This window comes from Ensifer sp. GW823-FHT05D09 (genome assembly GCF_058795755.1).
Genome location: NZ_JBXAIA010000002.1, coordinates 190,685 through 215,675, shown reverse-complemented (window position 1 = coordinate 215,675; position 24,991 = coordinate 190,685). Strand labels below are relative to the sequence as shown.

The 24,991-nt window shown below is 60.2% G+C and carries 26 protein-coding genes; 5 read left to right on the top strand and 21 right to left on the bottom strand.

Features of this window, described 5'->3' with window-relative positions; translation table 11 throughout:
* Positions 1 to 6 precede the first annotated feature (6 nt).
* Positions 7 to 1,296 (top strand): citrate synthase, encoded by a 1,290-nt coding sequence (gene gltA / locus AC1Q80_RS06790; RefSeq protein ID WP_077498285.1) that lies wholly within the window; start codon positions 7 to 9, stop codon positions 1,294 to 1,296.
* Positions 1,297 to 1,496: 200 nt separating this feature from the next.
* On the opposite strand, the gene AC1Q80_RS06785 is transcribed toward gltA, so the two are convergent.
* The 14 genes from AC1Q80_RS06785 to AC1Q80_RS06720 all read right to left on the bottom strand — a co-directional run bounded on the left by AC1Q80_RS06785 (position 1,497) and on the right by AC1Q80_RS06720 (position 15,797).
* Complete coding sequence (locus AC1Q80_RS06785; protein ID WP_492359978.1) at positions 1,497 to 2,675, bottom strand: lipid-A-disaccharide synthase; 1,179 nt, start codon at positions 2,673 to 2,675, stop codon at positions 1,497 to 1,499.
* Complete coding sequence (locus tag AC1Q80_RS06780; RefSeq protein ID WP_492359977.1) at positions 2,672 to 3,562, bottom strand: LpxI family protein; 891 nt, start codon at positions 3,560 to 3,562, stop codon at positions 2,672 to 2,674. The genes AC1Q80_RS06785 and AC1Q80_RS06780 overlap by 4 nt, the downstream gene beginning before the upstream one ends.
* A gap of 2 nt (positions 3,563 to 3,564) precedes the next feature.
* Complete coding sequence (lpxA, locus tag AC1Q80_RS06775; protein WP_412728407.1) at positions 3,565 to 4,374, bottom strand: acyl-ACP--UDP-N-acetylglucosamine O-acyltransferase; 810 nt, start codon at positions 4,372 to 4,374, stop codon at positions 3,565 to 3,567.
* Between the two features lie 2 nt (positions 4,375 to 4,376).
* Positions 4,377 to 4,841, bottom strand: a complete 465-nt coding sequence (gene fabZ, locus AC1Q80_RS06770; RefSeq protein WP_025426827.1) for a 3-hydroxyacyl-ACP dehydratase FabZ — start codon at positions 4,839 to 4,841, stop codon at positions 4,377 to 4,379.
* Entirely contained in the window at positions 4,834 to 5,898 is a 1,065-nt protein-coding gene (gene lpxD, locus AC1Q80_RS06765; RefSeq protein WP_173419857.1) for a UDP-3-O-(3-hydroxymyristoyl)glucosamine N-acyltransferase, read from the bottom strand. The genes fabZ and lpxD overlap by 8 nt, the downstream gene beginning before the upstream one ends.
* Positions 5,899 to 5,946: 48 nt before the next feature.
* Entirely contained in the window at positions 5,947 to 8,283 is a 2,337-nt protein-coding gene (bamA, locus tag AC1Q80_RS06760; RefSeq protein WP_173419856.1) for an outer membrane protein assembly factor BamA, read from the bottom strand.
* Between the two features lie 251 nt (positions 8,284 to 8,534).
* Complete coding sequence (gene rseP, locus AC1Q80_RS06755; protein ID WP_173419855.1) at positions 8,535 to 9,668, bottom strand: RIP metalloprotease RseP; 1,134 nt, start codon at positions 9,666 to 9,668, stop codon at positions 8,535 to 8,537.
* Between the two features lie 29 nt (positions 9,669 to 9,697).
* Positions 9,698 to 10,531: a phosphatidate cytidylyltransferase gene (locus AC1Q80_RS06750; RefSeq protein WP_492359976.1), complete on the bottom strand. Its 834-nt coding sequence runs from the start codon at positions 10,529 to 10,531 to the stop codon at positions 9,698 to 9,700.
* Positions 10,531 to 11,274, bottom strand: coding sequence for an isoprenyl transferase (locus AC1Q80_RS06745; protein WP_173419853.1), 744 nt, complete (start codon positions 11,272 to 11,274; stop codon positions 10,531 to 10,533). The genes AC1Q80_RS06750 and AC1Q80_RS06745 overlap by 1 nt, the downstream gene beginning before the upstream one ends.
* A 40-nt stretch (positions 11,275 to 11,314) precedes the next feature.
* A complete protein-coding gene (gene frr, locus AC1Q80_RS06740) occupies positions 11,315 to 11,875 on the bottom strand; it encodes a ribosome recycling factor (RefSeq protein ID WP_025426821.1) in 561 nt (186 codons plus the stop codon).
* Between the two features lie 52 nt (positions 11,876 to 11,927).
* On the bottom strand, positions 11,928 to 12,650 hold the full coding sequence (gene pyrH, locus AC1Q80_RS06735) for a UMP kinase (protein ID WP_173419852.1): 723 nt from the start codon (positions 12,648 to 12,650) through the stop codon (positions 11,928 to 11,930).
* Positions 12,651 to 12,841: 191 nt separating this feature from the next.
* Positions 12,842 to 13,765 (bottom strand): translation elongation factor Ts, encoded by a 924-nt coding sequence (tsf, locus tag AC1Q80_RS06730; RefSeq protein WP_173419851.1) that lies wholly within the window; start codon positions 13,763 to 13,765, stop codon positions 12,842 to 12,844.
* Between the two features lie 256 nt (positions 13,766 to 14,021).
* The gene (gene rpsB / locus AC1Q80_RS06725; RefSeq protein ID WP_077498297.1) at positions 14,022 to 14,789 is read right to left on the bottom strand and encodes a 30S ribosomal protein S2; all 768 of its coding nucleotides are present in this window, start codon (positions 14,787 to 14,789) and stop codon (positions 14,022 to 14,024) included.
* Between the two features lie 180 nt (positions 14,790 to 14,969).
* The gene (locus AC1Q80_RS06720; protein ID WP_209792273.1) at positions 14,970 to 15,797 is read right to left on the bottom strand and encodes a cell envelope integrity EipB family protein; all 828 of its coding nucleotides are present in this window, start codon (positions 15,795 to 15,797) and stop codon (positions 14,970 to 14,972) included.
* Between the two features lie 144 nt (positions 15,798 to 15,941).
* Here AC1Q80_RS06720 and AC1Q80_RS06715 point away from each other — a divergent pair, with 144 nt between their 5' ends.
* The 4 genes from AC1Q80_RS06715 to AC1Q80_RS06700 are packed head-to-tail and all read left to right on the top strand — an operon-like array spanning position 15,942 to position 18,804.
* Complete coding sequence (locus AC1Q80_RS06715) at positions 15,942 to 16,409, top strand: RidA family protein (protein WP_492359975.1); 468 nt, start codon at positions 15,942 to 15,944, stop codon at positions 16,407 to 16,409.
* A 13-nt stretch (positions 16,410 to 16,422) separates the two neighbouring features.
* On the top strand, positions 16,423 to 17,148 hold the full coding sequence (locus tag AC1Q80_RS06710; RefSeq protein WP_492359974.1) for a glycerophosphodiester phosphodiesterase: 726 nt from the start codon (positions 16,423 to 16,425) through the stop codon (positions 17,146 to 17,148).
* Positions 17,149 to 17,152: 4 nt separating this feature from the next.
* Positions 17,153 to 18,340, top strand: coding sequence for a GNAT family N-acetyltransferase (locus AC1Q80_RS06705; protein WP_492359973.1), 1,188 nt, complete (start codon positions 17,153 to 17,155; stop codon positions 18,338 to 18,340).
* 44 nt (positions 18,341 to 18,384) lie between these two features.
* Positions 18,385 to 18,804: an HIT family protein gene (locus AC1Q80_RS06700; protein ID WP_173419847.1), complete on the top strand. Its 420-nt coding sequence runs from the start codon at positions 18,385 to 18,387 to the stop codon at positions 18,802 to 18,804.
* A 151-nt stretch (positions 18,805 to 18,955) separates the two neighbouring features.
* Here AC1Q80_RS06700 and AC1Q80_RS06695 read toward each other — a convergent pair whose 3' ends face one another.
* From AC1Q80_RS06695 to cysE, 7 genes are all read right to left on the bottom strand, one after another.
* Positions 18,956 to 19,300 carry an AzlD domain-containing protein gene (locus tag AC1Q80_RS06695; protein WP_173419846.1) on the bottom strand — a complete coding sequence of 115 codons (345 nt, stop codon included), beginning with the start codon at positions 19,298 to 19,300 and terminating at the stop codon, positions 18,956 to 18,958.
* On the bottom strand, positions 19,297 to 20,034 hold the full coding sequence (locus tag AC1Q80_RS06690; RefSeq protein WP_492359972.1) for an AzlC family ABC transporter permease: 738 nt from the start codon (positions 20,032 to 20,034) through the stop codon (positions 19,297 to 19,299). Before AC1Q80_RS06690 ends, AC1Q80_RS06695 begins: the two co-directional genes overlap by 4 nt.
* A gap of 81 nt (positions 20,035 to 20,115) precedes the next feature.
* Positions 20,116 to 22,635: an ATP-dependent Clp protease ATP-binding subunit ClpA gene (gene clpA / locus AC1Q80_RS06685; protein WP_173419844.1), complete on the bottom strand. Its 2,520-nt coding sequence runs from the start codon at positions 22,633 to 22,635 to the stop codon at positions 20,116 to 20,118.
* A gap of 9 nt (positions 22,636 to 22,644) precedes the next feature.
* Positions 22,645 to 22,998 (bottom strand): ATP-dependent Clp protease adapter ClpS, encoded by a 354-nt coding sequence (clpS, locus tag AC1Q80_RS06680; protein WP_025426809.1) that lies wholly within the window; start codon positions 22,996 to 22,998, stop codon positions 22,645 to 22,647.
* 239 nt (positions 22,999 to 23,237) lie between these two features.
* Positions 23,238 to 23,591, bottom strand: a complete 354-nt coding sequence (locus tag AC1Q80_RS06675; protein WP_025426808.1) for a phasin family protein — start codon at positions 23,589 to 23,591, stop codon at positions 23,238 to 23,240.
* Between the two features lie 233 nt (positions 23,592 to 23,824).
* Positions 23,825 to 24,028: a DUF3126 family protein gene (locus AC1Q80_RS06670; protein WP_003535016.1), complete on the bottom strand. Its 204-nt coding sequence runs from the start codon at positions 24,026 to 24,028 to the stop codon at positions 23,825 to 23,827.
* 100 nt (positions 24,029 to 24,128) lie between these two features.
* Complete coding sequence (gene cysE, locus AC1Q80_RS06665; RefSeq protein ID WP_053247285.1) at positions 24,129 to 24,956, bottom strand: serine O-acetyltransferase; 828 nt, start codon at positions 24,954 to 24,956, stop codon at positions 24,129 to 24,131.
* Positions 24,957 to 24,991 lie beyond the last annotated feature (35 nt).

Below are 24,991 nucleotides of genomic sequence, written 5' to 3'. Positions count from 1 at the left end.
GTCCCCATGACAGAAAAAAGCGCGGTCGTAACACTCGATGGAAAGTCGGCGGAACTACCAGTGCGATCGGGGTCCATCGGTCCTGATGTGGTCGATATCGGTTCGCTCTACAAGCAGACCAAGATGTTCACCTACGACCCGGGCTTTACCTCGACGGCGTCGTGCGAATCCAAAATCACCTATATCGACGGTGATGAAGGCGTGCTCCTGCATCGCGGCTACCCGATCGAGCAGCTTGCCGAACATGGCGATTTCCTCGAAGTCTGCTACCTGCTGCTTTACGGCGAACTGCCGACGAAGGCACAGAAGGCTGACTTTGACTATCGCGTCACGCACCACACCATGGTGCACGAGCAGATGTCGCGCTTCTTCACTGGCTTCCGCCGCGACGCACACCCGATGGCCGTCATGTGCGGCTGCGTCGGCGCCCTCTCGGCGTTCTATCACGACTCGACCGACATCACCGATCCGCACCAGCGCATGGTCGCCTCGCTGCGCATGATCGCAAAGATGCCGACGATTGCCGCCATGGCCTACAAGTACCATATCGGCCAGCCCTTCGTTTATCCGAAGAACGACCTCGACTACGCCTCCAACTTCCTGCGCATGTGCTTTGCCGTGCCTTGCGAGGAGTATGTGGTCAACCCGGTGCTGTCGCGCGCAATGGATCGCATCTTCATCCTGCATGCCGACCACGAGCAGAACGCCTCGACCTCGACCGTGCGCCTTGCCGGTTCGTCCGGAGCCAATCCGTTTGCCTGCATCGCCGCCGGCATCGCCTGCCTCTGGGGGCCCGCTCACGGCGGCGCCAACGAGGCTGCGCTCAACATGCTGGCCGAAATCGGCTCGGTTGACCGTATTCCGGAATTCATCGCCAAGGCCAAGGACAAGAACGACCCGTTCCGCCTGATGGGCTTCGGCCACCGCGTCTACAAGAACTACGATCCGCGCGCCAAGATCATGCAGAAGACCACGCATGAAGTCCTCGCGGAACTTGGCCACAAGGACGATCCGCTGCTCGAAGTGGCGATGGAGCTCGAGCGTATTGCGCTGACCGACGAATACTTCATCGAGAAAAAGCTCTACCCGAACATCGACTTCTACTCCGGCATCACGCTGAAGGCGCTGGGCTTCCCCACCACCATGTTCACCGTGCTGTTCGCGCTCGCGCGCACGGTCGGCTGGATCGCCCAGTGGAACGAGATGATCGAAGATCCGGAACAGCGCATCGGCCGCCCGCGCCAGCTCTATGTCGGCGCTCCGCAGCGCGACTACGTGCCGGTCTCCAAGCGTTAAGATTTTGATATAAAATGAAAAAGCCCGGCCAGAAATGACCGGGCTTTTTTTCATTTGGAGACCGGACCATCGCGACGATGCTCCGATCTACTCTATTGCCGTGGCGATCGCTGCACCGAAAGATCGAATGCCCAAGGAGATCGGTCGCCAAAGCATTTCCAGGAAAAGTGCGGAGCGGTTTTCCGTCGGGAAATGCGTAACTAGCGGACGTTTTTGTCCTGCATATGCGCAAGGACGATCTCAGCGCCCAGTTGGCCGGGCGGTCTGCTTGTCGCCATGCGCTCTTGCACGAGCGCGTAGCCATCGAGCATTGATGCGCGCTGGGCGGTCGGGGCAGACAGCCGCTCGACCCAACGGGTCAGGGCGCCCGGCCGAATGCTCTGGTTGAAATATTCCGGCACGATCGGGAAATCGGCGATCAGATTGGGAAGTGCCCCGCTCCAGATTCGGATGCGGTTATGCAGCAACCGCACGAGCCAATCGGCATCATAGGTCGAGACGACCGGAACGCCGGCAAGCGCGAGTTCAAGAATGACTGTGCCCGACGCGGCGATTGCAGCATCCGCCTTGTCGAAGGCCGCCCATTTTTCGGCAGCGCCGACGGATATCTCCGGCTGAACCTTCCAACTGGAGGTGATCTCGCGTACCAGTTTTTCCTGGCGAGAAACCGTTGGCAACAGGAACCGGATGCCCGGATGCCGGGCCGCAAGTTCTTCCACCATCTGCCCAAAAATCGGCAGCAGTCGCCCGATCTCGCTCGACCGAGAGCCCGGCAGAAGCAGACAGGTCGAAACGGAACTGCCATTCGCCTCGCGCAATTTCTCACGCCTGCTGGCGCGAACGGCAAGCACATTGGCGTCCGAGGCCAGGCGATGGCCTATATAGGTCGTCGGCGGGCCCTCGAGCTTGCGCATGATCTCGGGTTCGAACGGCAGAACCGCCAACACGTGGTCGACATAGCTGCGCATGCGTGGCGCACGTTCCGGCTTCCACGCCCATACACTCGGGCAGACATAGTTGATGACGGGCAGATCCGGCAGTGCGGCACGCACGCGACGCGCCACACGATGGGTGAAATCCGGACTATCGATGATCAGCAGGGCATCGGGGCGCGCCGCAATGATAGCATTGGCGGTCTGCCGGATGCGCAGAATCAGCTTCGGCAGACGCGCCAGCACCTGCGAAAAGCCCATGATCGACAGTTCGGAATAGTCGAACAGCGATTTCAGACCTTCGCCCTCCAGGCCGTCCCCGCCGACGCCGACCAATTCGACATCACGGCCGCTCTGGATGCGCAGTGCCCGTACCAGATCTGTCCCAAGCAGATCACCCGATACCTCGCCGGCGATCACCGCCAGCCTATAGCCTTGTCCGCTCATGCCCTTCCCCGGTAATCGCTGCGCTCGACGCCGATGACAAACAGCCCTGCCCGGTTGGCGGCCTCGATCACCTCGGCACGCTCGAGCACCAGGGCGCGGCCGGCTTCGACGGCAATTCCGGCAAGCCCCGCAGCGACAGCGCCGGCAACTGTCGATGGTCCGATCGACGGCAGATCTGCACGCAAATCCTGTTCCGGCTTGCACAGCTTGACCAGCACCCCGCGGCGGCGCGCCGAGACCCGTCCTTCCGCCTTGAGTGTCGCTACGCGCTCGAGCATCGCATCGGTGCCTTCAGCACCCTCCAGCGCAACCACTCGGCCACCGACGGCAACGGCGCCCTGCCCCACATCAAGAGCACCGAGCGCGTTGGCGGCAGCGATACCCGCCTCAACATCGCGTCGATCATCGTTTGATGGAGCAAGGGCGCCTATGGGCCCCGGATCTGCCAGAAGGTTCGGAACAACCTCGTGCACGCCGATCACATGCGCGCCGCTCGCCTCGATGAGTTGCATCGCCATGCGCAAGACGGCATCGTCTCCGCCGGACACCAGCGTCCTCAACACGCTCGGGACCTTGGCAAGCGTTTTCAGCGTTGGTCGAATATCGCGCCATTCCGGCCGCCGGCGAACCCAACCCGAAAGCACGACCCGGTCGATACCTTCATCCCTAAAGGTGCGGCTGATCGCGGAGAAATCACCGATAGGGAGAACAGAGTGATCGAACTCAAGCCAATCGCTCTCTTCTGCTTCGCGCGAGAGCGCAATGATAAAGGGATCTTCTCCCCGGGCGCGAACCGCCTCGGCCACGTGGTGGGGTAAAGCGCCACCTCCGGCTATGATCGCGAGCCGGCCGCCTTTTGCCGCACGGCTCGCCCCGGCCGACGTCACGCTCAGGCCTTGCCGCGGCTTGGCGACGACAGTGCCCTGTCGCTCTCGGCTGCAATGAAATCGAGGATTTCGACGACCGGTGCACAGTCCGCATAATCAGCGCGAATCGCAGCTGCATTGGCGCGAACCGATTCCGGCCCTTCGAAGATCTGCTTGTAGGCCCGACGCACCACGTGGATGGTTGCACGCTCGATGCCCGCGCGAGTCATGCCCACCACGTTGAGCCCGCTCAGGACGCCCGGATTGCCGTTGAGCATACCATAGGGAATGACGTCGTAGCTGACGGCCGAAAGACCGCCGATGAACGCCTGTCGGCCGATGCGCGTGAACTGATGCACGGCACAGCCGCCACCGAGGATTGCACGGTCCCCGATCGTTACGTGGCCTGCCAACATCACGTTGTTCGACATGATGATATTGTCGCCGAGGCGGCAATCATGCGCCACATGCGAATAGGCGAGGAACAGATTGTTATTGCCGACGATCGTCGCGCCGCCATACTCGACGGTGCCTGCATTCATCGTCACGCCTTCGCGGATCGTGCAGTTGTCGCCGATCTGCAGGATGGTGTCGACCGTGCTGTGATGCACGCTTTGCGAATCTCCACCGATGACGGCATTCGGGAAAATCTTGGAGCCCTTGCCGATCGTCGTACGGCCGTCCACGACGACGTGGCTCTTGAGTTCCATATCGTCGCCGAGAACGACTTTCGGCCCGATGTAACAAAACGGGCCGATCTTGACGTTCTCGCCGATCGTCGCCCCATCTTCGATGATCGAGGACGGGTGGATCTTCGCTGTTGCTGCAATCATGTTCAAGCGTCTTCCGTGCTGACAATCATCGCGCCGATATCAGCTTCCGCGACAAGTTGCCCGTCAACTTTTGCGTCACAATGAAACTTCCAGATATTGCCGCGCTGCTTCTGCTTCACGACATGAAACTCGACACGATCGCCCGGAACAACCGGCTTGCGGAACCGCGCATTGTCGATGGTCATGAAGTAGACGAGGTTGGTGCCCGAAGCAGTCTTGCGCGCACAGATCGCGCCTGCGGTCTGCGCCATGCCTTCAATCAGCAATACGCCCGGCATGATCGGCTTTTCCGGGAAGTGGCCGGTGAAGTGCGGCTCATTCGCCGAGACATTCTTGATGCCAATCGCCGAATTGTCACCGTCGATCTCGATGATCCGGTCGACGAGCAGGAAGGGGTAGCGATGCGGGAGAAGCTTCAGGATCTCCTGAATATCCGCCGTACCCAGAACCGTTGCCGCCTCACTCATTCGTGCCACCCTTCTTTTTCTGTCTGTCACTTGCGCGCAACGCCATCTCGGCGACATCGCGCAGGAAATCGCGCATCGGACGCGCTGGAATACCGCCATAACGCTCGCCCGCAGGCACGTCGCTTGCAACGCCGCTCATCGCGGCAATCTGCACGCCGTCGCCCACGGTGATGTGGCCGTTGACGCCGCTGCCACCGCCGATCATCACGCCGTCACCAATTCTGGTGCTGCCGGCGATACCGACCTGGCTGACAATACCGCAATAGCGGCCGATGCGGACGTTGTGGCCCACCTGCACGAGGTTGTCGATCTTCGTGCCCTCGCCGATGACAGTGTCGTCCATGGTGCCACGATCAATCGTCGTGTTTGCACCGATCTCGACATGGTCCTGAATGATCACACGCCCGACCTGGACGATCTTGATCATTCCACCCTTGGGACCCGGCGCGTAGCCGAACCCGTCCTGGCCGATCCGTGCACCGGGATGGATGATGACGTTGTTGCCAACAAGAGCGCAAAGAACGCTGACGCCTGCTGCGATCGTGCAGTCTCGCCCGATACGAACGCCGGGGCCGATCACCGCACCGGCAGCAATCCGGGTGCCGCTACCAATCTCCGCATCGGCTCCGACCACAGCCATCGGCTCGACCTCAACGCCCTCTTCCAGACGCGCGGACGGATCGACGAAAGCAGCCGGTGAGACGCCAGCAAGGCTGGTATTGCGCGACGGGCGCATCGCCACCTCGTGCAACAGCGTGCCAGCCAAGGCAAAGGCCGTATGCGGCCGTCCAGTCAGGAGAATGGGAATGTGAGGCGGCACGAGCGGAGCGATCGTCTTGTCGCAGATAATCGCAGAGGCCTGACAGCTCTCCAGTTCGGCGCGGTACTTGCGTGAGAGCATATAGCAAATGTCGCCGGGCTTTGCCCGATAGACAGGTGCTACGGAATGGATAGCGCGATCTGCAACCGCGCCATCCGACAACTCCGCCCCAATCTGATCCGCGAGGTCACCCAAACGAATCCCTTTATGGGGCGGAAAAAACCAGTTCTGTTCCATGGACACTCCAGAACAATCAACTTTCGGCAGTTCTGGACTGCTTCTTTATCAGAACGACGAGGAAATACCGAACTTCAGGTTCTGAACCTTGTCGAAATCTTCCTTCGCGATCGGCCAGGCGTAGTCGACACGCAGCGGACCGAACGGCGAAGCCCAGATCAAGCCGAGACCGACCGACGCACGCAGCGAGGAACCGTTGCCCTGGACCGTTTCCGAAGGCAACATTGCGACCTTGTTGCTATAGAGCGTACCCGCATCGGCAAAGACCGCGCCGCGGAAACCGCTGTCACGCGGGATACCCGGAAGCGGGAACGTCGCTTCAGCCGAAGCCGTGAAGTACGTTGTGCCGCCAAGCGCGTCGCCCGTTCTTTGGTCGCGCGGGCCGATACCGTTACGCTCAAAGCCACGAATATCGTTGCTGCCGAGCTGGAACTGGTCGAAGACCTGCAGGTCGCTGCCGGTTTCGAAGATATGACCAGCACCACCGCTAAGCGAGGCAATGATGTCCGCTTCGTCGTTCACGGTGTAGTACCACTTGGCCTTACCGGTCATCTTGTAGAAGTCGGAATCACCGCCGAGGCCCGCGAACTCGTGGGTAAACGTTGCCAGGATACCGTCATGCGGCAGCTGCGCGTCATCCAGCGTGTTGTAGGTGACCGACTGCGATACCGACGAGCGGAGCCAATTTCCACCCTCAACTGCGCGAACGTAAGGCGACGACAGATCTGCGAGATTGCCGCTGCTATAGTCGAACTGCGTATAGTTATACCGCAGCGTGGTCGAAAGGTTTTCGGTGATCGGCGCCGCTATGCGCAGGCTGAAACCCTGGTCTTCATAGCTGTAGTTGTCGTCATCAAAGTCGTTTTCGTTCTTGAAGACGTCGAAGCCGGCGGCCAGACGGTAACCAAGGAAATACGGCTCGGTGAACGAAACGTTGTAAGTCCGGCTCTCATCGCCGCGACCTGCAGCGACGCGAATGTACTGACCGCGACCGAGGAAGTTCTTTTCTTCGATCGAGGCTTCGACGAGGAAGCCGCCACCGCTGCCAGCGGAGTAACCGGCACCAATACCGAACGAACCGGTCGACTGATCCTGAACGTCAACGATAACCACGACACGGTCGGCAGCACTGCCGGGAGCCGTCGAGACGTTGACGGTTGAGAAGTAGCCAAGAGCCTCAAGCCGACGCTTGGCACGCGCTACCATTTCCTGGTTGAAGGCATCGCCTTCGCCCATATCGAACTCGCGACGGATAACGTAGTCACGTGTGCGGGTATTGCCGCGGATTTCAATGCGCTCGACATAGGCGCGCTCGCCCTGATCGACGAGATAATCGACTGCGATCGTATGATTGCCGAGGTCGCGGTTACCGCGCGGGGTGACGCGCGCAAACGGGTAGCCAGCCGAAGCGACGCGCTTCGAAATCTCGCTCATCGTTTCCTGGATATCCTTGGCCTTGTAGACCGATCCTTCGCGGCTGAGGACAACACCCTTCAGTGATTCAGCATCCACACCTTCGACCGTCGATTCAACCGTCACCGCACCAAAGTCGTAACGCGGACCTTCTTCGACGGTGACCGTCACCGTGTACTCGTTGGTCGCCTCGTTCAGCGTAGCCTCGGACGAAATGACCTGGAAGTCAGCGTAGCCACGGTTGAAATAGAACTGGCGCAGCAGCTCTTCGTCGGCGCGCAGCTTGTCCGGGTTGTAAACGTCCTTGCGGGTCAGGAACGAGAAGATGCCCGATTCCTTCGTCGCGATCACCGACTGCAGACGACCATCGCTGTAGGCTTCGTTGCCGACGAAATTGATCTGCGAAATCTTGGTACGCTCACCTTCGTTGATCACGAAGGCAAGGTTCACACGACCTTCGGCGATCGGAACAACCTGGGTCGTCACCGTGATATCGCTGCGACCGATCGCTGCGTAGGCGTCCTTGATCGACTGAATATCGGTTTCGACGGTCGCTTCGCTGTAGGGACCGAGCGGCTGGGTGCGGACGATGCCTTGCAGCTTGTCGTCCTTGATCTTCCGATTGCCGTTGAAGACAACCTGGTTGATCAGCTGATTCTCGCTGACGGTGACGACGAGCGTCCCACCGGCAATATTGATGCTGACATCAGAGAAATAGCCGGTCGAGTACAGACGCTTCACGGAAGCATCGATATCGGCATTGCTGAAGCTCTTACCGGGAACAATCGTGATGTTCGCGCGCACCGTCTCGGCGCTGACGCGCGTGGCTCCGCGAACTTCAACACGACTGATGGTGGCGGCCTCTGCGACGGAAGCGCCTGCGAGCAATCCAACACCAGCGCCAGAAACCACAATACTCGTGGATAGCGCAAACGCAGACACCGCGTTCAAAAACCTTGAACCAGCTTTCATGTTCAAATCTTACCTTTTCCCAACGTCGCGCGGCAATTTCGTGCCGACTCCGGTCACGGTTGCCGTTTTACCCGCTTTTCCCATACAAGCAAGCCAGCTCGTTAATTTCTGTTTACTTCAATTCGAACCGTGGCTTAACGGCCACTACAGATTCGAGTTATCGTAAACAAATCCTTGCTGCACAAGCCATTGAAATCCTATCGTTCACAGTACCGGTCGTCGTATCCGCCCAAACACTCCCCGGCCGAACGCTAGCCGAAGAACATCGAAATGTCGTTCCAGGTGGCGAAAACCATGAGCATCAGCACCATGGCAAAGCCGATCCGATAAGCGACATCCTGCGCGGCGGCTCCAACCGGCTTTCCGCGCAAGGCCTCAACCGCATAGAACATCAGATGGCCGCCATCAAGCACCGGAACGGGCATGAGGTTAAGCAATCCTATGGAAACTGACAGGACAGCCGCAAGCTGCAGCACGGCTGCAACACCCAGGGTCGCCATTTGACCCGACGCCTGGGCCACACGGATGGGGCCGCCAAGCTGATCCGCCTTCATCCGCCCGGTAACGAGATTCGCCAGATAGTCGAACGTACCGGTAACAATGTGCCAGCTCTGCAGCGCACCCTGCCCGATCGCCTCGATCGGGCCATAGGTGACCAGACGGAAATTACCGGCATCCTGATCGGTTACGATACCGATGATGCCAATCTCCATCTTGTTTCCGAACTGGTCGGAAATCTCGGTCCGTTGCGGCACCATGGGAAGATCCAGGAATGCACCGTCCCGCTCGATCCGGATCTTGATCTCGAGTTCCGGCCGCACGCTGACATAGCGACGAACATCGTCAAACGTCGCCACCGGGGTCCCGTCAATAGCGATCAACCGGTCGCGCGGCAGAATGCCGGCTTTGGCCGCAGCACTGTTCTCCTTGACCTGAGCGACGACGGGGTCTGCCACCGAACGCCCGTAGACGGCGAAGAGAACGGCAAAAATGGCGATGGCAAGGATGAAATTTGCGATGGGGCCGGCGGCCACCGTCGCTGCCCGCTTCCACAGCTTGGCCCCGAGAAAGGTTTGCGCCCGCTCTTGCGGCGAGATCGTCTCGAGCCGCTTGTAGTCCGGCGTGCTGGCCGCATCCTCGTCGCCATAGAACTTGACGTAGCCGCCAAGCGGTATCACGCAGAATTTCCACCGGGTGCCATGCTTATCGGTCCAGCCCAACAGTTCCGGTCCGAAGCCAACCGAGAATGCGAGGATACGAATGCCCGACCACCGGCCGACGAGGTAGTGTCCCATTTCGTGCACGAAGACGAGGAGGGTCAGAACCAGCAGGAATGGAACGATATAGCCGGTCACGAATTGCAGGGCATCAAGCAGATATGTCATGGACTTTCCTTAAGTGCCTGCCACCAGCATCACAGGCCGAGCAGGACCGAACCGAAGGCGATCTGACGCCCGTCGCTGACGACATACTGTATCAGGACAAGGACCAGCGTGGCGATACTGGCGAAGACCAGACCGTCGACCCGATCCATGACCCCGCCATGCCCAGGAATGAGATGGCTCGAATCCTTGACGCCGAAACGGCGCTTTATGAAGGATTCGAAGAGGTCCCCGATCTGGCTCGCGACGGAGAGAACCAGCGCCAACATTGGGATACGCAGGTCTTGCAGCGGGAAGTATGCCATAAAAGCGGCCGTTCCGGCTAGAACACCGCAGATGGTGCCACCAATCGCACCGGACCAGGTCTTGCCGGGCGAAATGCGCGGCGCCAGCTTGGGTCCGCCGAGGGCGCGGCCGACGAAATAGGCAAGAATATCGGTTCCCCAGACGACGGCGAAGACGAACAACGTCGCCACCAGGCCAGGGTTGTCGGCGCCTCGCAGCGCAGCCAACGAGATACCTGTCAATCCGGCGTAGACAATCCCACCCGGCAGCCACCAGCTCCCCTTTTTGAGCGACACCCAGAGCACCGCTATTACGACGGCAAGGAGCAGGGCCGGCAGACTGTAGCCGATGTTTCCGAGAAGAATGAGCGCCGCGATTGTCGCCAGAGACAGCCAACCGAAGGCGTTGCCCTGGAAATCACGTTCCGCAAGGCCTGTTATCGTCGACCATTCGTAGTAGACGAGCAAGGCGATCGCCACCGAAAGCAGCTGGAAGGCCAGGCCACCGAACCAGGTCGCGCCAAGGGCGACCGCCGCGAGCACCACTCCGGAAGCGATGCGAAGCTTGAGTTCTGTTTGCATTACGAACCAACCGCTAACGTCGGCTGCGCCAGACCGCCGAAGCGACGCTCGCGGCAGGCGAATTTCTCGAGCGCGGACAGGAACGTCTCGCGTGTGAAGTCTGGCCAAAGCTCGGGAACAAACAGCAGTTCCGAATAGGCGCCCTGCCACAACAGAAAGTTTGAAAGCCGCTCTTCGCCGCTGGTGCGAAGAATGAGATCCGGATCGGGTATCCCGGCCGTATCGAGCGAAGCGGCAATACGTTCCTGCGTGATGTCCTCCGGCCGCAGGCGCCCCTCGGCAACTTCCGTCGCCAGGCGTCGCATGGCGCGCGTCAACTCGTCACGCGCACCGTAATTGAAGGCGATCACCAGCGTAATGCCGGTATTTCCGCTCGTCGTCTCCTCGGCCTCGATCAGCAGGGGCAGGATGTCGCCTCGCAGGTTCGACCGCTCTCCGATAATCCGGATGCGGACGTTTTCGCGATGCAGATCGGCAAGGTCACGGCGAATGAAGGCCTTGAGCAAGCCCATCAGATCCGTCACTTCGGCCTGCGGCCTGTTCCAGTTTTCCGATGAGAACGCAAAGAGCGTGAGGTAGCGAACCCCGGCTTCCGCTGCCGTCTTCACGGCGTCGCGAACCGCCTCAACACCCTTGCGGTGCCCCATCGTGCGCGGAAGTCCGCGCGCGTTCGCCCAGCGCCCGTTGCCATCCATGATGATGGCAACGTGTTCCGGAACGGTGATCGGGAGGAGAGTTTGCATAAGGCGTCCGCGAAAGGAGACTCAAAGGATCAGGGGCAGATCAGACCTGCATGATTTCCTTTTCCTTATCGACGAGCAAGCGGTCGATATCGGAAATCGTTTCATCGGTCATCTTTTGCACCCGCTCGGACTGAGCACGGCTGATATCCTGCCCGATGTCGCCATCCTTTTCGGCTTTTTTCAGGTCGTCCATGCCATCGCGACGAACGTGCCGCACCGCGACCTTGGCCTTTTCGGCATAGTCGTGCGCAACCTTGACCAGCGACTTGCGACGCTCTTCGTTGAGTTCCGGCAGCGGGATGCGCAGGTTCTGGCCGTCGATGATCGGGTTCAGGCCGAGGTTCGATTCGCGGATGCCGCGATCGACGGCGCCGACCATCTGCTTGTCCCAGACCGAAACGGACAGCATACGCGGTTCCGGCACAGTGATGTTTGCCACCTGATTGAGCGGAACACGCGAGCCATAGGCTTCCACGGTCACCGGATCGAGAACATTCGCCGACGCGCGGCCGGTGCGTAGCGATGCGATATCGCTCTTGAATGCGGAGATAGCGCCATCCATGCGACGCTTCAGTTCCTTCAGGTCTACACCTTCACTCATGGTTGAAAACTCCCGTTCTGTCTTTCATCGGCAGATAGCTGTCTGGCAGCTTCTAGTTGTCCGTGACGATGGTGGCGCGGCCGCCACCGGTCAATATTTCGGCAAAGCCGCCCTTCTCGTGGATTGAGAAGACGACGATCGGAATGGCGTTCTCGCGCGCCAGCGCCACCGCTGCCACATCCATCACCGCCAGGCCCTTTTCCAGGACGGCGCTGTGGGTCAGGTGGTCGAAGCGCGTCGCGGTCGGGTCCTTCTTCGGGTCGGCGGAATAGATGCCGTCCACCTGCGTGCCCTTGAAGATCGCCTCGGCACCCATTTCGGCGGCGCGCAGCGCGGCTGCAGAATCGGTCGTGAAGAACGGATTGCCGGTACCGCCCGCAAAGATCACCACGCGCCCGAGCGACAGATGGTAGAGCGTTGCGCGCTGCGAGAAGCTTTCGCAGATCTCAGGCATTGCGATTGCCGAGAGCACCACCGTGTCGATGTCGAGCTTGCGCAGCGACGTCGCCAGCGCGAGCGCATTGATGACGGTTGCCAGCATTCCCATATGGTCGCCGGTCACCCGGTCGCCACCCTTGGAGGCGACGGCGACGCCGCGGAAGATGTTGCCGCCGCCGACGACGACGCCAACTTCGACGCCCATGGCGCGCGCCTCGGCGATGTCGGCCGCAATGCGGTCAGCGACAGCCACATCGATGCCGAAGCCCTGGCTTCCCATCAGGGCTTCACCGGAGGCTTTGAGTAGAACACGCTTGTAGATTGGCTCGGCCGGCATCATCGCTCCTGATCAGATCGGTACGCGTGCACGCAAAAAGGCGCGCTGCGTATAAGGACATAGTGCGCTACCCGGTTTCAACCGCTGCGGAGCATTTTCCGGCGGGTCCGGCGCATTGACGAAGCCGGATACACGAAGGGCACCGCGTTGTCACGCGATGCCCTGAGGTTTTCCAAACAAGGGTGAAGAAATCAGCCCTTGGCGACAGCCGCAACTTCGGCTGCGAAGTCCGATTCTTCCTTCTCGACGCCTTCGCCGAGCAGAAGACGGGCCATGCCGGTCACTTCGATCGGTGCGCCAGCAAGCTTTTCAGCATCCTTGATGGCCTGACCGACGGTGATTTCCGGGTTCATGACGAAGGCCTGCGACAGCAGGGCGACTTCTTCGAAGAACTTGCGCATGCGGCCTTCGACCATCTTTTCGATGATGTTGTCCGGCTTGCCCGAAGCACGCGACTGTTCGATGAACACGTTGCGTTCGCGCTCGGCAACAGCAGCGTCGACTTCGTCGGCGCGGATGGCCAGCGGGTTGGTGGCAGCAATGTGCATGGCGACCTGGCGGCCGACCGAGAACAGAACTTCCTTGTCGCCAATCGACTTCAGCGCAACGAGAACGCCGAGCTTGCCGATGCCGTCGCCGGCAGCGTTGTGGATGTAGGTGGCAACGACGCCATCTTCGACCTGCAGCAGGGCTGCGCGGCGGAGCGTCATGTTCTCGCCGATGGTGGCGATCGCATCCTTGATCGTGTCGTCGACCGACTTGCCGGTTGCCGGGTAGTTGGCGTTGGCAATGGCTTCGACAGAACCGTCGGTGCCGAGAGCAACGTTGGCAACACCGCGAACCAGTTCCTGGAAGGCTTCGTTGCGGGCAACGAAGTCGGTCTCGGAGTTGACTTCAACGACAACAGCCTTGACGCCGCCGCTGACGATACCGATGAGGCCTTCAGCAGCCGTGCGGCCCGACTTCTTGTCGGCCTTGGCGATGCCCTTGGCACGCAGCCAGTCGATCGCAGCTTCCATGTCGCCATTGGTTTCGGCGAGCGCCTTCTTGCAATCCATCATGCCTGCGCCGGTCTTTTCGCGCAGTTCCTTCACCATTGCTGCAGTTACACTCATCTTTTGCCTCTTTGTCTGTTTGGCTGGCGCGCTGCCCGCAAGTGGCGCGGCACCAGGAGGTTTGGCAGGGGAATGGCTTGCGAATGTGACACCGTGATGAACGCGCCCACCGCTGTCGTGTCCGGGGCGCGGATCGCCGGCCCAAGCCGCTTCATCCCTCGCTGAAAAGAACAAGGCCGTTCAGATCTTTCATCCCAAACGGCCTCGTCCCGACATTAGATTGGTGCGGCGATCCTATGTCCGCCGCGCCGTCCGATCAGGCTTCGGAGGCTTCGTCGAGCGCCGGCTCGATCATAGCTTCAGCCGATGCGCCGAGATCGCGGCCCGATGCGCCCTGCTGACGGGCAATGCCGTCGATGGCTGCACGAGCAATGAGATCGCAGTAAAGAGCGATTGCACGCGATGCGTCGTCGTTGCCCGGGATCGGGTAGTCGATCTGGTCCGGATCGCAGTTGGAGTCGATAACGGCGACAACCGGGATGCCAAGACGCTTGGCTTCGTCGATTGCGATCGATTCCTTGTTGGTGTCGATGATGAACATCAGGTCCGGCGTGCCGCCCATGTCGCGGATACCGCCGAGAGCGCGGTTGAGCTTTTCGCGTTCGCGCTCGAGGTTCAGACGCTCCTTCTTCGTGAAGCCCGAAGCTTCCGAAGCGAGGATTTCGTCGAGCTTGCGCAGACGCTGGATCGAGTTCGAAATCGTCTTCCAGTTGGTCATCATGCCGCCGAGCCAGCGAGCATTGACGTAGTACTGGGCCGAACGCTTTGCAGCGTCAGCGATGATTTCAGAAGCCTGGCGCTTGGTGCCGACGAACAGGACGCGGCCGCCGTTGGCGACGGTGTCGCTAACGACCTGGAGTGCGCGCGACAGCATCGGAACGGTCTGTGCGAGGTCGATGATGTGAACGTTGTTACGATCGCCGAAGATGTAGGGCTTCATCTTCGGGTTCCAGCGATGTGTCTGGTGGCCGAAGTGAATACCAGCCTCAAGCAGCTGGCGCATGCTAAAATCAGGCAATGCCATGCCTTTTCTCCTTTTCCGGTTGAACCTCCGCGAGACGTCGAGCTCTTCTTTTGAAAAGCCCACCGGCGGAACGATCCGGATTTCTCCCGGAACATCCCATGCCTCACGTGTGGAATGGGCAGCCCCTTACCGGCAACTGCCCGACAAATCAAGACTTGGAGTCCGTTTTTGTCATATCGACTACTTGCATTCTTCCGATTTGAAGACTTCGAGGTCGGCGAGCTTGCCGCTCAGCACGAAGTCGCCGTAGTCCATCGTCAGATCGCGGGTAATGCCGTTTTCGTACAGTTTGAACGACATGCGGTAGATCGGCAGCGCATCGCCGCTCTTGTCGTCGTTGAAATAGGAGATGGTGACAGGCCAGTAATTCTCGGTCCCGAGCTTGCCAGCCTTGCCTGCATCCGGCTCGTCGGCCGACGGTTTGCGCGACTTGCCGACGAAGGTCGAGGTGATCAGCGTCTTGTCACCCGAATCGGATCCGTCGAAAATCCGTGCCTCGAAGAAGCTTTCGCCCTTCTTGGCGCGGTCGATGACCTCGACCATATGTTCGGTCGGAAACCGGCTTGCCGCCAGCTCGACCTCGCGCTTGTCCGGCGCGGTCAGTTCGACCTTGACGCCGGTCTTGTCGTCATGGGCCGTGCCGCGCACTTCCTTGTCGAGCTTCTCGTCGGTGAACGAGCGCGTCAAAAAGCGGAAGTTGCCGGACTTCATATCTTCATAGGTGGTCGTCTGCTGGTCGGTCATGCGCGTTTCTTCGCCGGTATTGACCTGCGTCACGAAGCGGAAACTGACCGTGTACCCCTCGCAGGCCGATCCATTGAACTCGTAGACCATTCGGCCGTACATGCCGGAAATGCCCGATCGGTCGGAAGCGTCCTTGAGCTCGAGGTCGTAGACGGCCCGATGCGGCACAAGGACATTTGCGCTCGCCGCGCCGGGGCCCGAAACCATCATCGCTGCAAAGCAAGCGCTGCCGAAACCGGCGAGACCGAAGCCTTTACGAAACATCCGTTTCCTCCTGTTGGACTCGCGGGCAATGCTATAAACAAGCTTTCGGCAGAAGCGAGGCGTCACCACATTTAAATGCCTTCGCCCACCGCGATCCGGCCTGAATGCCGGATTTTAACACAAAAGACAACAACGGAGCTTTCCATGTCCGCAGAGATCGAAACGCGCCTCAAGGACCTCGGCGTCACCCTTCCCCAGGCGGCAGCGCCGGCGGCGAACTACGTACCCTACGTCATCAGCGGCTCGATGCTCTACATCTCCGGACAGCTGCCGATGGAAGGCGGGAAGATCGCAGTGACCGGCCATGTTGGCAAGGACGTCGACGTCGCGGGCGCCCAGCGCGCCGCCGAACTCTGCGCGATCAATATTCTCGCCCAGGCCAAATCCGCGCTCGGCGGCGACCTCGGCCGCATCCGCCGGCTGGTCAAGATCAACGGATTCGTTGCCTCCACGCCGGAATTCATCGAACAGCATCTGGTGATCAACGGCGCCTCCAACCTGCTTGCCAACGTGCTCGGCGAAGCCGGCAAGCACGCGCGCGCGGCCGTCGGCATGGCTGCCCTGCCCTTCAACGCCGCCGTCGAGATCGACGCGGTGATCGAGATCGCGTGATCAGGTGCCGGGCATGACGGACATTTCCTGGCTGAAGGCTCAGCCGATCGCCCACCGCGGCTATCACGACATGAACAAAGAGGTCTGGGAAAACACGCTTTCGGCGTTTTCCCGCGCCGCCGATGCCGCCTTCGCCATCGAATGCGACCTGCAATACACCGCCGACAGCGTGCCTGTCGTCTTTCATGATGACGACACCGAGCGGCTGTGCGGCATCAAGGGCGACGTGCGGGCAAGGACGGCCGGCGAACTCGGCCTGATGGCGATCGGCGGGACGAAGGACAAGGTCCCGACGCTGTCGCAGATGCTGCGGCTGGTCAAAGGGCGCGTGCCGCTCGTCATCGAGCTCAAGGGGCGCAAGGGCGACGATGAGGGCTTTGCCGCAGCCGTCCTCGAAACGCTCGAAGGCTACAAGGGCCACGTCGCCCTGATGAGCTTCGACCATTGGCTGCTCAAGGACCTGAAAGCACTGGATGCGCCCTACCCACTCGGCCTGACCGCCGAAGGTGCCAGACCGGAAACCTTCTTCGTGCACGAAGAGGCGATGCAACTCGGCCTCGACTTCATCTCCTACCATTACGGCCATCTGCCGAATTCGTTCATCACCAAGGAACGCACCCTCGGCCGGACGATCATCACCTGGACCGTTCGCGACAGGCAGGCTGAAGAATATACCTACGCCCACGCCGACCAGATGACCTTCGAGGGCTTCGACCCGCGGGAGGCGTTGATTTCCTGAGCTCATGTCCGACGCCGTCACCATCCGCATAGAGCAATCCTTCGCCGAGATACCGGCGGCGCGCTGGAACACGCTTTCCGGCGCGGCGAAGGGGCGAGACGGCGCAATCTACAATCCGTTCGTCTCGCATGCCTATCTTTCGGCGCTGGAGGAATCGGGCTCGGCCACCGCCAAAACCGGCTGGCTCGGGCAACATCTGCTGATGGAGGGCTCCGATGGACAACTTCTCGGGGCGCTCGTCTGCTATCTGAAGAACCACAGCCAGGGTGAGTATGTCTTCGACCATGGCTGGGCGGACGCATTCGAGCGCGCCGGCGGCCGCTATTATCCGAAGCTTCAAGGCTCCATTCCATTCACGCCGGCAACCGGGCCGAGGCTGCTGACGGTTTCGGGGGACGATGGCTCGCCCGTGCAAGATGGGCTTGCGGCAGGCTTGAAGGAACTGGCGCGACGGCACGATGCCTCGTCGGCGCATGTGACCTTCGTGCGTGAAGCGGAGATGCCAATCTTCGAAAACGCCGGTTTCCTTCACCGCACCGACCAGCAGTTCCATTTCCTCAACGAAGGTTATGGCACCCATGACGACTTCCTGGAAACGCTGGCATCCAGAAAACGCAAGGCCCTGAAGAAGGAGCGCCGTGCGGCACTTGAAAATGGCATCACGATCGACTGGCTAACCGGCAGCGATCTGACGGAAGCGATCTGGGACCAGTTCTTCACGTTCTACATGGATACCGGCAGCCGCAAGTGGGGGCGCCCGTATCTCACGCGCGCCTTCTATTCGCTGATCGGCGAGCGCATGCCAGACGACATCGTTCTGATGATGGCGCGTCGCAATGGCCGCTATGTTGCAGGTGCTATCAACTTCATCGGCGGCGATGCGCTTTATGGCCGCCACTGGGGTTGCACCGAGGACCACCCTTTCCTGCATTTCGAAGTCTGCTATCACCAGGCAATCGACTTCGCGATCGCAAAGGGCCTCAAGCGCGTGGAAGCCGGTGCGCAGGGCGAGCACAAGCTCGCCCGCGGCTACATGCCGGTCACAACCCATTCGGCACACTACATCAGCCATCCCGGCCTCGCCCGCGCAGTCGAGGACTATCTCGTTCGCGAACGCAGGGATGTGGAGGAAACGGCTGAGTTTCTTGCAGAGCACGGCCCTTTCCGAAAAGGTGAGCGCCAGGACGATTGAACCGCTCTCCGGTTCTGGCCGGATCCAATCTACGAGGAAAGACAATGAGCGCTTACGACACCAACAACATCTTCGCGAAGATCCTGCGGGGCGAGATCCCGTCGCATCGTGTCTACGAGGACGATGCGACGATCGCCTTCATGGACGTGATGCCGCAGGCAGAGGGCCACATGCTGGTCGTTCCCAAAGCACCTTCCCGCAACCTGCTGGATGCGGACGCCGCGAGCCTGCCGGCGCTGATCGCCGCGGTTCAGAAAATCGCCGTCGCCGCCAAGGAGGCTTTCGATGCCGACGGCGTGACGATCATGCAGTTCAATGAGGCGCCCGCCGGCCAGTCCGTCTTCCACCTGCACTTCCACGTCATTCCGCGACGCGACGGCGTTCCGCTGAAGCCCCATTCCGGTACGATGGAAGATGGCGCGGTGCTGGCCGCCAATGCCGAGAAAGTGCGCCAGGCACTTTGAATGCAAGTCTGACGGTCGCGCCAGCGGCCGTCACCTGCCACGCTTCGCATTTCCCGAGCATCTGGCTTTCAAGTGCAATCGCTGCAGGCGGATAAGATGCTTTAGAATCAGAGTGCTAGAACGTCCTTGGTGCGTCCCACTGAACGGCGCTCTAGAAACCTAGCCACCATAAGCCTGCTGCCAATGCTGCTATCGTTGTGGCGATGCCGATTGCCGGTTTGCGGCCGAGCAGGAAGAATGCCGTTGCGCCAATCGCCACCGACCCCAGGCGCAGCCATAGCGGCGATTGTTCAAGCACGCCCGTCGGATAGAGGATCAACTTGGCGATGACGGCCGCGACGAGCGCAGTCGCAACCGCCCTCACCCAGTTCAAAGCCTCGGAATCGTCGCGCAGCCGGTTTCCGGCAATGACACCCAGCCAGCGCCAGATGTCGGTTGCAAGCCAGCCGGCGATCGCGATGAAGGCGTAGGCCCACCAACCATCCTGCCACGTCATGCGCCGGCTTCCTTGCGCCGACGCCACAGTCGCTCCGTGGCCCAGGCCAGCGTCCCGCCGCCGACGCCCGCAAGCAGGATGTCGAATTCGGGCACGAGCCAATAGAACAACGGACCGGCGACCAGGCCGATGAGCAGCGCGATATGGACGACCGGATGGCGCGCCGAATGCCAGATCGAAGCCAGGAAATAGATCGGTGTCAGGAAGAACAGGCAACCCGCGACAATCGGCGGAAAATCAGCGACGAAGTGATAGACGACGCCGACCAGCACCATATTGGCGACAACCAGCGTGATGCCGAAACCGGCGAAGAAGGCGACACGTTTGTCGCGCGGCACCGCCTGCACCCTCTCCATCGCGAACACCCAGGCGGTGATCGCGACGAAATGCGACAGGAACAGCAAAAGCCATGTCGGTGTCTTCGACGTGCGCAATTCGGGAATGAGCGCCGCAACCATCGGCATCAGACGGACGGAAGAGAGCGAGACGGCAAGGAAGGCGGCCGCCAGGCTTGCGCCACTCATCATCGAACTGACGAGAATGACCTTGGCTGGCAATGCCCAGACCATGCCGGTCATGAACACGACTTGTTCCGGCGGAATTCCAGCCTGCGCCGTCAGCGAACAGAAGCCGACGAAGGACAGCATCAGGATAAAGGCGGGTAGGCTGAACAGGCCACGCATGCCGCTCAGAAACCAGACGACCGACGACTGGTCGTTTTCATCACTTTTCATCAGCCGTTCCGGAATGTTCTATTCAGAAAAACGCTGCCGGATGAGATCATCCGGCAGCGCCAAACATCATGTCCAGTAGGACTACTTCTTCCGCGGAACCTTCGGCACCGTCTTACCCTTTCGTGGGCTTGCCGCGCCCGTATCCTTGGCTTCGGCGACAGACGGCGCCTTGGCGGCAGCCTTCTTCGGCTTGGCCTTCGGTGCGGGCTCAGCGCCGACGGCTTCCTTTTCCTCGGCCTTCTTCGGCTTGGCGCTCTTCATCGCCGGGCGTGTCACTTCCGCCTTCGGCTTGATCGGCGCCGTTTCCGGTACGGCATCAAGCAACAGCCCTCTGGTTCCATCGGGCTTTGTGCCGATCGTCACCCTGAGGACGCCACCCTTCTTCAGCTTGCCGAACAGAATTTCGTCGGCGAGCGGCTTCTTGATGTGCTCCTGGATGACGCGGGCCAGTGGCCGCGCACCCATCTTCTCGTCGTAGCCCTTCTCCGCAAGCCAGGCGATGGCATCGGGTGCCAAATCGAACGTGACGTTGCGCTCCGCAAGCTGGGTTTCCAGCTGCATGACGAACTTCTGCACCACCTGATGGATAACCGGTGTCGGCAGCGATGCGAACGGGATGACCGCATCGAGACGGTTGCGGAACTCGGGCGTGAACAGGCGGTTCAGCGCTTCCTCGTCCTCACCGGTGCGCTTGGACGAACCGAAGCCGATTGCGGCCCGTGCCATTTCCGAAGCGCCCGCATTGGTCGTCATGATCAGAATGACGTTACGGAAGTCGATCTTCTTGCCGTTGTGATCCGTGAGCGAGCCATGGTCCATAACCTGCAACAGGATGTTGAACAGGTCCGGATGGGCCTTTTCGATTTCGTCGAGCAGCAGCACGCAATGCGGATGCTGGTCGACGCCATCGGTCAGAAGACCGCCCTGGTCGAAACCGACATAGCCGGGAGGTGCACCGAGCAGTCGCGATACCGTGTGCCGTTCCATGTATTCCGACATGTCGAAGCGCAGAAGTTCGACGCCGAGCGACGTTGCCAGCTGCTTGGCGACTTCGGTCTTGCCGACGCCTGTCGGCCCGGAGAAGACGTAGCAGCCGATCGGCTTGTTCGGTTCGCGCAGACCCGCGCGGGCGAGCTTGATCGACGACGCCAGTGCTTCGATCGCCAGATCCTGACCGTAGACGACGGAGCGCAGTTCCTTCTCGAGGTTGGCCAGCACTGCTTCGTCGTCCTTCGAGACGGTTTTCGGCGGAATGCGGGCCATCGTCGCGATGGTGGCTTCGATCTCACGTTCGGTGATCAGCTTGCGGCGCTTGCTGATCGGCAGCAGCATCTGCGCTGCACCGGATTCGTCGATCACGTCGATCGCCTTGTCCGGCAGCTTGCGGTCGTTGATGTAGCGGGCCGAAAGCTCGACCGCCGCCTTGATCGCCTCGTTCGAATATTTCAGGTGGTGATAGTCCTCGAAGTAAGGCTTCAGACCCTTCATGATCTCGATCGTATCGGCGATCGTCGGCTCGTTGACATCGATCTTCTGGAAGCGGCGCACGAGCGCGCGGTCCTTTTCGAAGAACTGCCGGTACTCCTTGTAGGTGGTCGATCCGATGCAGCGGATCGCACCCGACGAAAGCGCAGGCTTCAACAGGTTCGACGCATCCATCGCGCCGCCCGATGTTGCGCCGGCGCCGATGACAGTGTGGATTTCATCGATGAACAGCACCGCACCCGGATAATCCTCGAGTTCCTTGACGACCTGCTTCAGTCGCTCTTCGAAATCGCCGCGATAGCGCGTACCGGCCAACAGCGTCCCCATGTCGAGCGAGAAGATCGTCGCGTCCTGGAGCGCCTCCGGCACCTTCTTCTCGATGATGCGCTTGGCAAGGCCTTCGGCGATGGCCGTCTTGCCGACACCGGGGTCACCGACATAGAGCGGATTGTTCTTCGAACGGCGGCAGAGAATCTGGATCGTGCGATTGACTTCGGCGTGCCGGCCGATCAGCGGATCGATCTTGCCCGATTTCGCCTTCTCATTGAGGTTGACGCAATAGGCCGTCAGCGCGTCCTGCTGCTTCTTGGCGCTCGCCTCTTCGTTTTCGCGTGCAGGCTTCTGCTCGGATTCGTGTTCCTCTGCCCCGCGCACCGGACGTGCCTCGGAGCTTCCCGGCCGTTTGCCGATGCCATGCGAAATGAAGTTGACCGCGTCGTAGCGCGTCATTTCCTGCTCCTGCAGGAAATAGGCGGCATGGCTTTCGCGCTCGGCGAAGATCGCAACGAGCACGTTTGCGCCCGTCACTTCCTCGCGCCCGGACGATTGAACGTGGATCACGGCCCGCTGGATGACGCGCTGGAAACCGGCGGTCGGCTTTGAATCCTCGTCATAGCCGGTGATCAGGTTTGACAGTTCGTTGTCGACATAGTCTGTCACGGTCTTGCGCAGCGTCTCTAGATTGACGTTGCACGCGCCCATCACGGCCGCTGCATCGGCATCGTCGATCAATGCCAGAAGCAGATGCTCAAGCGTCGCATATTCGTGGTGGCGCTCGTTGGCAAAAGTCAGTGCCTGGTGCAGCGCCTTTTCGAGGCTGGGCGAAAATGTTGGCACGTTAGTTCCTCATTTCTTTTCCATGACGCATTGCAACGGATGCTGATGCTGGCGGGCGAAATCCATCACCTGCGTCACCTTCGTTTCGGCGACTTCGTACGTAAAGACGCCGCACTCCCCCACACCGTGATTGTGGACGTGGAGCATAATGCGAGTCGCCTCTTCCGGATTCTTCTGAAAAAAACGTTCCAGAATATGGATGACAAACTCCATCGGCGTGTAATCGTCATTCAAAAGCAGAACGCGATACAAACTAGGCTTCTTGGTCTTCGGCTTGGTGCGCGTGATGACGGAGGTGCTGCGGTTGCTTCCCCCTCCTTCGTCGTCGCTTCCTTGCTGCATCCGGACCGGCATGGCGATCATTCGTGTCTTTTCCTTAGTACAAGCCGCGGATCCATCTGATGTGCCGCGGCGTGCTTGCCCTTTATCTAATGGTTCGTTTCTAGATTTTAAGACCGAACCAACGCACTGCAATCATAATCGCACGGAGAGGCATAAGATTGATCAACTTTCTTCGATCCACCGCGAAGTGTGCGAAACAGCAAAAAGGCCGGTCGCTGTATCGGCGACCGGCCTTCCAATGACGGCAATGATCCGTTGCGTTACGCGGCAGCGGCGGCCTTGACGGCTGCGGTCGCCTTGGCAACCGGCGCTTCGTACGGCTTGTAGGCGTCCTTGGCGAGGTCGGCATACATTTCGCCGATCTTGGTCGCCTCGGCAAAGAAGCCTTCGTAGCTCGATTTCAGGAAGTTGGTCTGCAGTTCGAAAGCCGTCTCGACGCTCTTGACGCTGGAGAGCTTCTCCACGTGCGCAACGCTGTCTTCGAAGGACTTCTTGGAAAAATCAGCAGCCTCGGTCGCAATGGCCTGAAGGCCCTTGGTCCAGGCGGAATAGCTTTTCACAGCCACGTCAATGGCTTCTTTGCTTTTCTTGTTTGCATCATCGAAGTTGAACATCGGGTGTCTCCTTAGTGACGGCCTGATCTGGAGGCTTCAGTTTATGTGCACTGCACAAAAAGTCAAGTCGAGCGTGCAGTGCAATAAAACACAATACTTGCAACAGCTTGATGAAAAAGAGCCACGGATGCGCAAATTTCTTCGGCCTTGCGCCCCAAAAAACGTCAAAGCATAGAAAAACCCGGCACGATCGCTCGCCACCGGGTCACTTCCTGAAACGGTCGATCGGCGACTTAAAGGTCGATGTCGAGGATCGCCATGGAGAAGTTGTAGGACAGTTCGCCATCTTCCTCATCGCGGAAGACGACGCCGAGGAATTCGTCACCGAGATAGACTTCAGCCGACTCGTCCTTCTTCGGGCGAGCCTTGACGACCATCGACTGGTTGAACGTGCGCTTGAGGTAGGCTTCAAGCTTGCGGATTTCTTCGGGCTTCAAATGTCTTCTCCGTAGCCGTTTTTGATGTGCGGCGCTTCTCGCACGCTGCATTGGCGGGTGTAAACCCCTCGAAAGCGGCTACGCACCGGTTCCCGATGGTTCAAATTTCGAAGCTTGTCAGGATCTGGTCCATCTGGCGTGACGGTTCGGAACATCCGGCTTCGCCGACGACCTTGGCCGGAACGCCGGCAACCGTCGTTTTCGGCGGCACCGGTTTCAGGACCACGGAGCCGGCGGCAATGCGCGAGCAGTGGCCGATATGGATATTGCCGAGAATCTTGGCGCCTGCCCCGATCAGAACGCCGTCGGCGATCTTGGGATGACGGTCGCTGCCTTCCTTGCCGGTACCGCCGAGCGTGACGCCGTGAAGGATCGAAACGTTGTCGCCGATGACAGCGGTCTCGCCGACGACCAGGCCGGTGGCGTGATCGAGGAAGATGCCGCGTCCGATGCGGGCGGCCGGGTTGATGTCGGTCTGGTAGACGCTGGATGCCCTGCTCTGCAGATAGAACGCGAAATCCCGGCGCCCGCGCTTCAGGAGCCAATGGGCGAGCCGGTGCGTCTGGATCGCATGAAAGCCCTTGAAGTAAAGTACGGGCTCAAGAAACCGGGTGCAGGCCGGATCGCGGTCATAGACCGCCTGAATGTCGACGCGCAGGATCGTGCCCCATTCCGGCCAATCCTCCAGCATTTCAGCAAAGGTCTGTCGCAAGAGGTTCGCCTGCAGATCGGGATGATCGAGGCGCTCGCAGATGCGGTAGACGACACTTTCTTCCAGCGAATGCTGGTTGACGACCGTGGAATAGAGGAACGCTGCCAGCATCGGATCCTGCTCGGCGGCGAGGCGTGCTTCCTCTCGCAGGCTGCTCCAGATCGGATCCATCAGCTTGAGGGATTCCGTCTGACGAAGTTCGGTCGTCGCGACCATCGTCGCACTCCTTCTCAATCGGTCTATGCCGTCAA

Bases quoted from the DNA above. Each gene is read 5' to 3' on its own strand.
- AC1Q80_RS06705 (WP_492359973.1), top strand. From the start codon at position 17,153: ATGTCCGACGCCGTCACCATCCGCATAGAGCAATCCTTCGCCGAGATA.
- AC1Q80_RS06745 (WP_173419853.1), bottom strand. From the start codon at position 11,274: ATGCAAACTCTCCTCCCGATCACCGTTCCGGAACACGTTGCCATCATC.
- AC1Q80_RS06695 (WP_173419846.1), bottom strand. From the start codon at position 19,300: ATGACGTGGCAGGATGGTTGGTGGGCCTACGCCTTCATCGCGATCGCC.
- AC1Q80_RS06700 (WP_173419847.1), top strand. From the start codon at position 18,385: ATGAGCGCTTACGACACCAACAACATCTTCGCGAAGATCCTGCGGGGC.
- gltA (WP_077498285.1), top strand. From the start codon at position 7: ATGACAGAAAAAAGCGCGGTCGTAACACTCGATGGAAAGTCGGCGGAA.
- AC1Q80_RS06675 (WP_025426808.1), bottom strand. From the start codon at position 23,591: ATGTTCAACTTCGATGATGCAAACAAGAAAAGCAAAGAAGCCATTGAC.
- AC1Q80_RS06690 (WP_492359972.1), bottom strand. From the start codon at position 20,034: ATGAAAAGTGATGAAAACGACCAGTCGTCGGTCGTCTGGTTTCTGAGC.
- AC1Q80_RS06720 (WP_209792273.1), bottom strand. From the start codon at position 15,797: ATGTTTCGTAAAGGCTTCGGTCTCGCCGGTTTCGGCAGCGCTTGCTTT.
- AC1Q80_RS06715 (WP_492359975.1), top strand. From the start codon at position 15,942: ATGTCCGCAGAGATCGAAACGCGCCTCAAGGACCTCGGCGTCACCCTT.
- cysE (WP_053247285.1), bottom strand. From the start codon at position 24,956: ATGGTCGCGACGACCGAACTTCGTCAGACGGAATCCCTCAAGCTGATG.
- rseP (WP_173419855.1), bottom strand. From the start codon at position 9,668: ATGACATATCTGCTTGATGCCCTGCAATTCGTGACCGGCTATATCGTT.
- clpS (WP_025426809.1), bottom strand. From the start codon at position 22,998: ATGATCGCCATGCCGGTCCGGATGCAGCAAGGAAGCGACGACGAAGGA.
- fabZ (WP_025426827.1), bottom strand. From the start codon at position 4,841: ATGAGTGAGGCGGCAACGGTTCTGGGTACGGCGGATATTCAGGAGATC.
- AC1Q80_RS06785 (WP_492359978.1), bottom strand. From the start codon at position 2,675: ATGAGCGGACAAGGCTATAGGCTGGCGGTGATCGCCGGCGAGGTATCG.
- lpxD (WP_173419857.1), bottom strand. From the start codon at position 5,898: ATGGAACAGAACTGGTTTTTTCCGCCCCATAAAGGGATTCGTTTGGGT.
- lpxA (WP_412728407.1), bottom strand. From the start codon at position 4,374: ATGATTGCAGCAACAGCGAAGATCCACCCGTCCTCGATCATCGAAGAT.
- AC1Q80_RS06750 (WP_492359976.1), bottom strand. From the start codon at position 10,531: ATGCAAACAGAACTCAAGCTTCGCATCGCTTCCGGAGTGGTGCTCGCG.
- frr (WP_025426821.1), bottom strand. From the start codon at position 11,875: ATGAGTGAAGGTGTAGACCTGAAGGAACTGAAGCGTCGCATGGATGGC.
- bamA (WP_173419856.1), bottom strand. From the start codon at position 8,283: ATGAAAGCTGGTTCAAGGTTTTTGAACGCGGTGTCTGCGTTTGCGCTA.
- tsf (WP_173419851.1), bottom strand. From the start codon at position 13,765: ATGAGTGTAACTGCAGCAATGGTGAAGGAACTGCGCGAAAAGACCGGC.
- AC1Q80_RS06710 (WP_492359974.1), top strand. From the start codon at position 16,423: ATGACGGACATTTCCTGGCTGAAGGCTCAGCCGATCGCCCACCGCGGC.
- pyrH (WP_173419852.1), bottom strand. From the start codon at position 12,650: ATGCCGGCCGAGCCAATCTACAAGCGTGTTCTACTCAAAGCCTCCGGT.
- rpsB (WP_077498297.1), bottom strand. From the start codon at position 14,789: ATGGCATTGCCTGATTTTAGCATGCGCCAGCTGCTTGAGGCTGGTATT.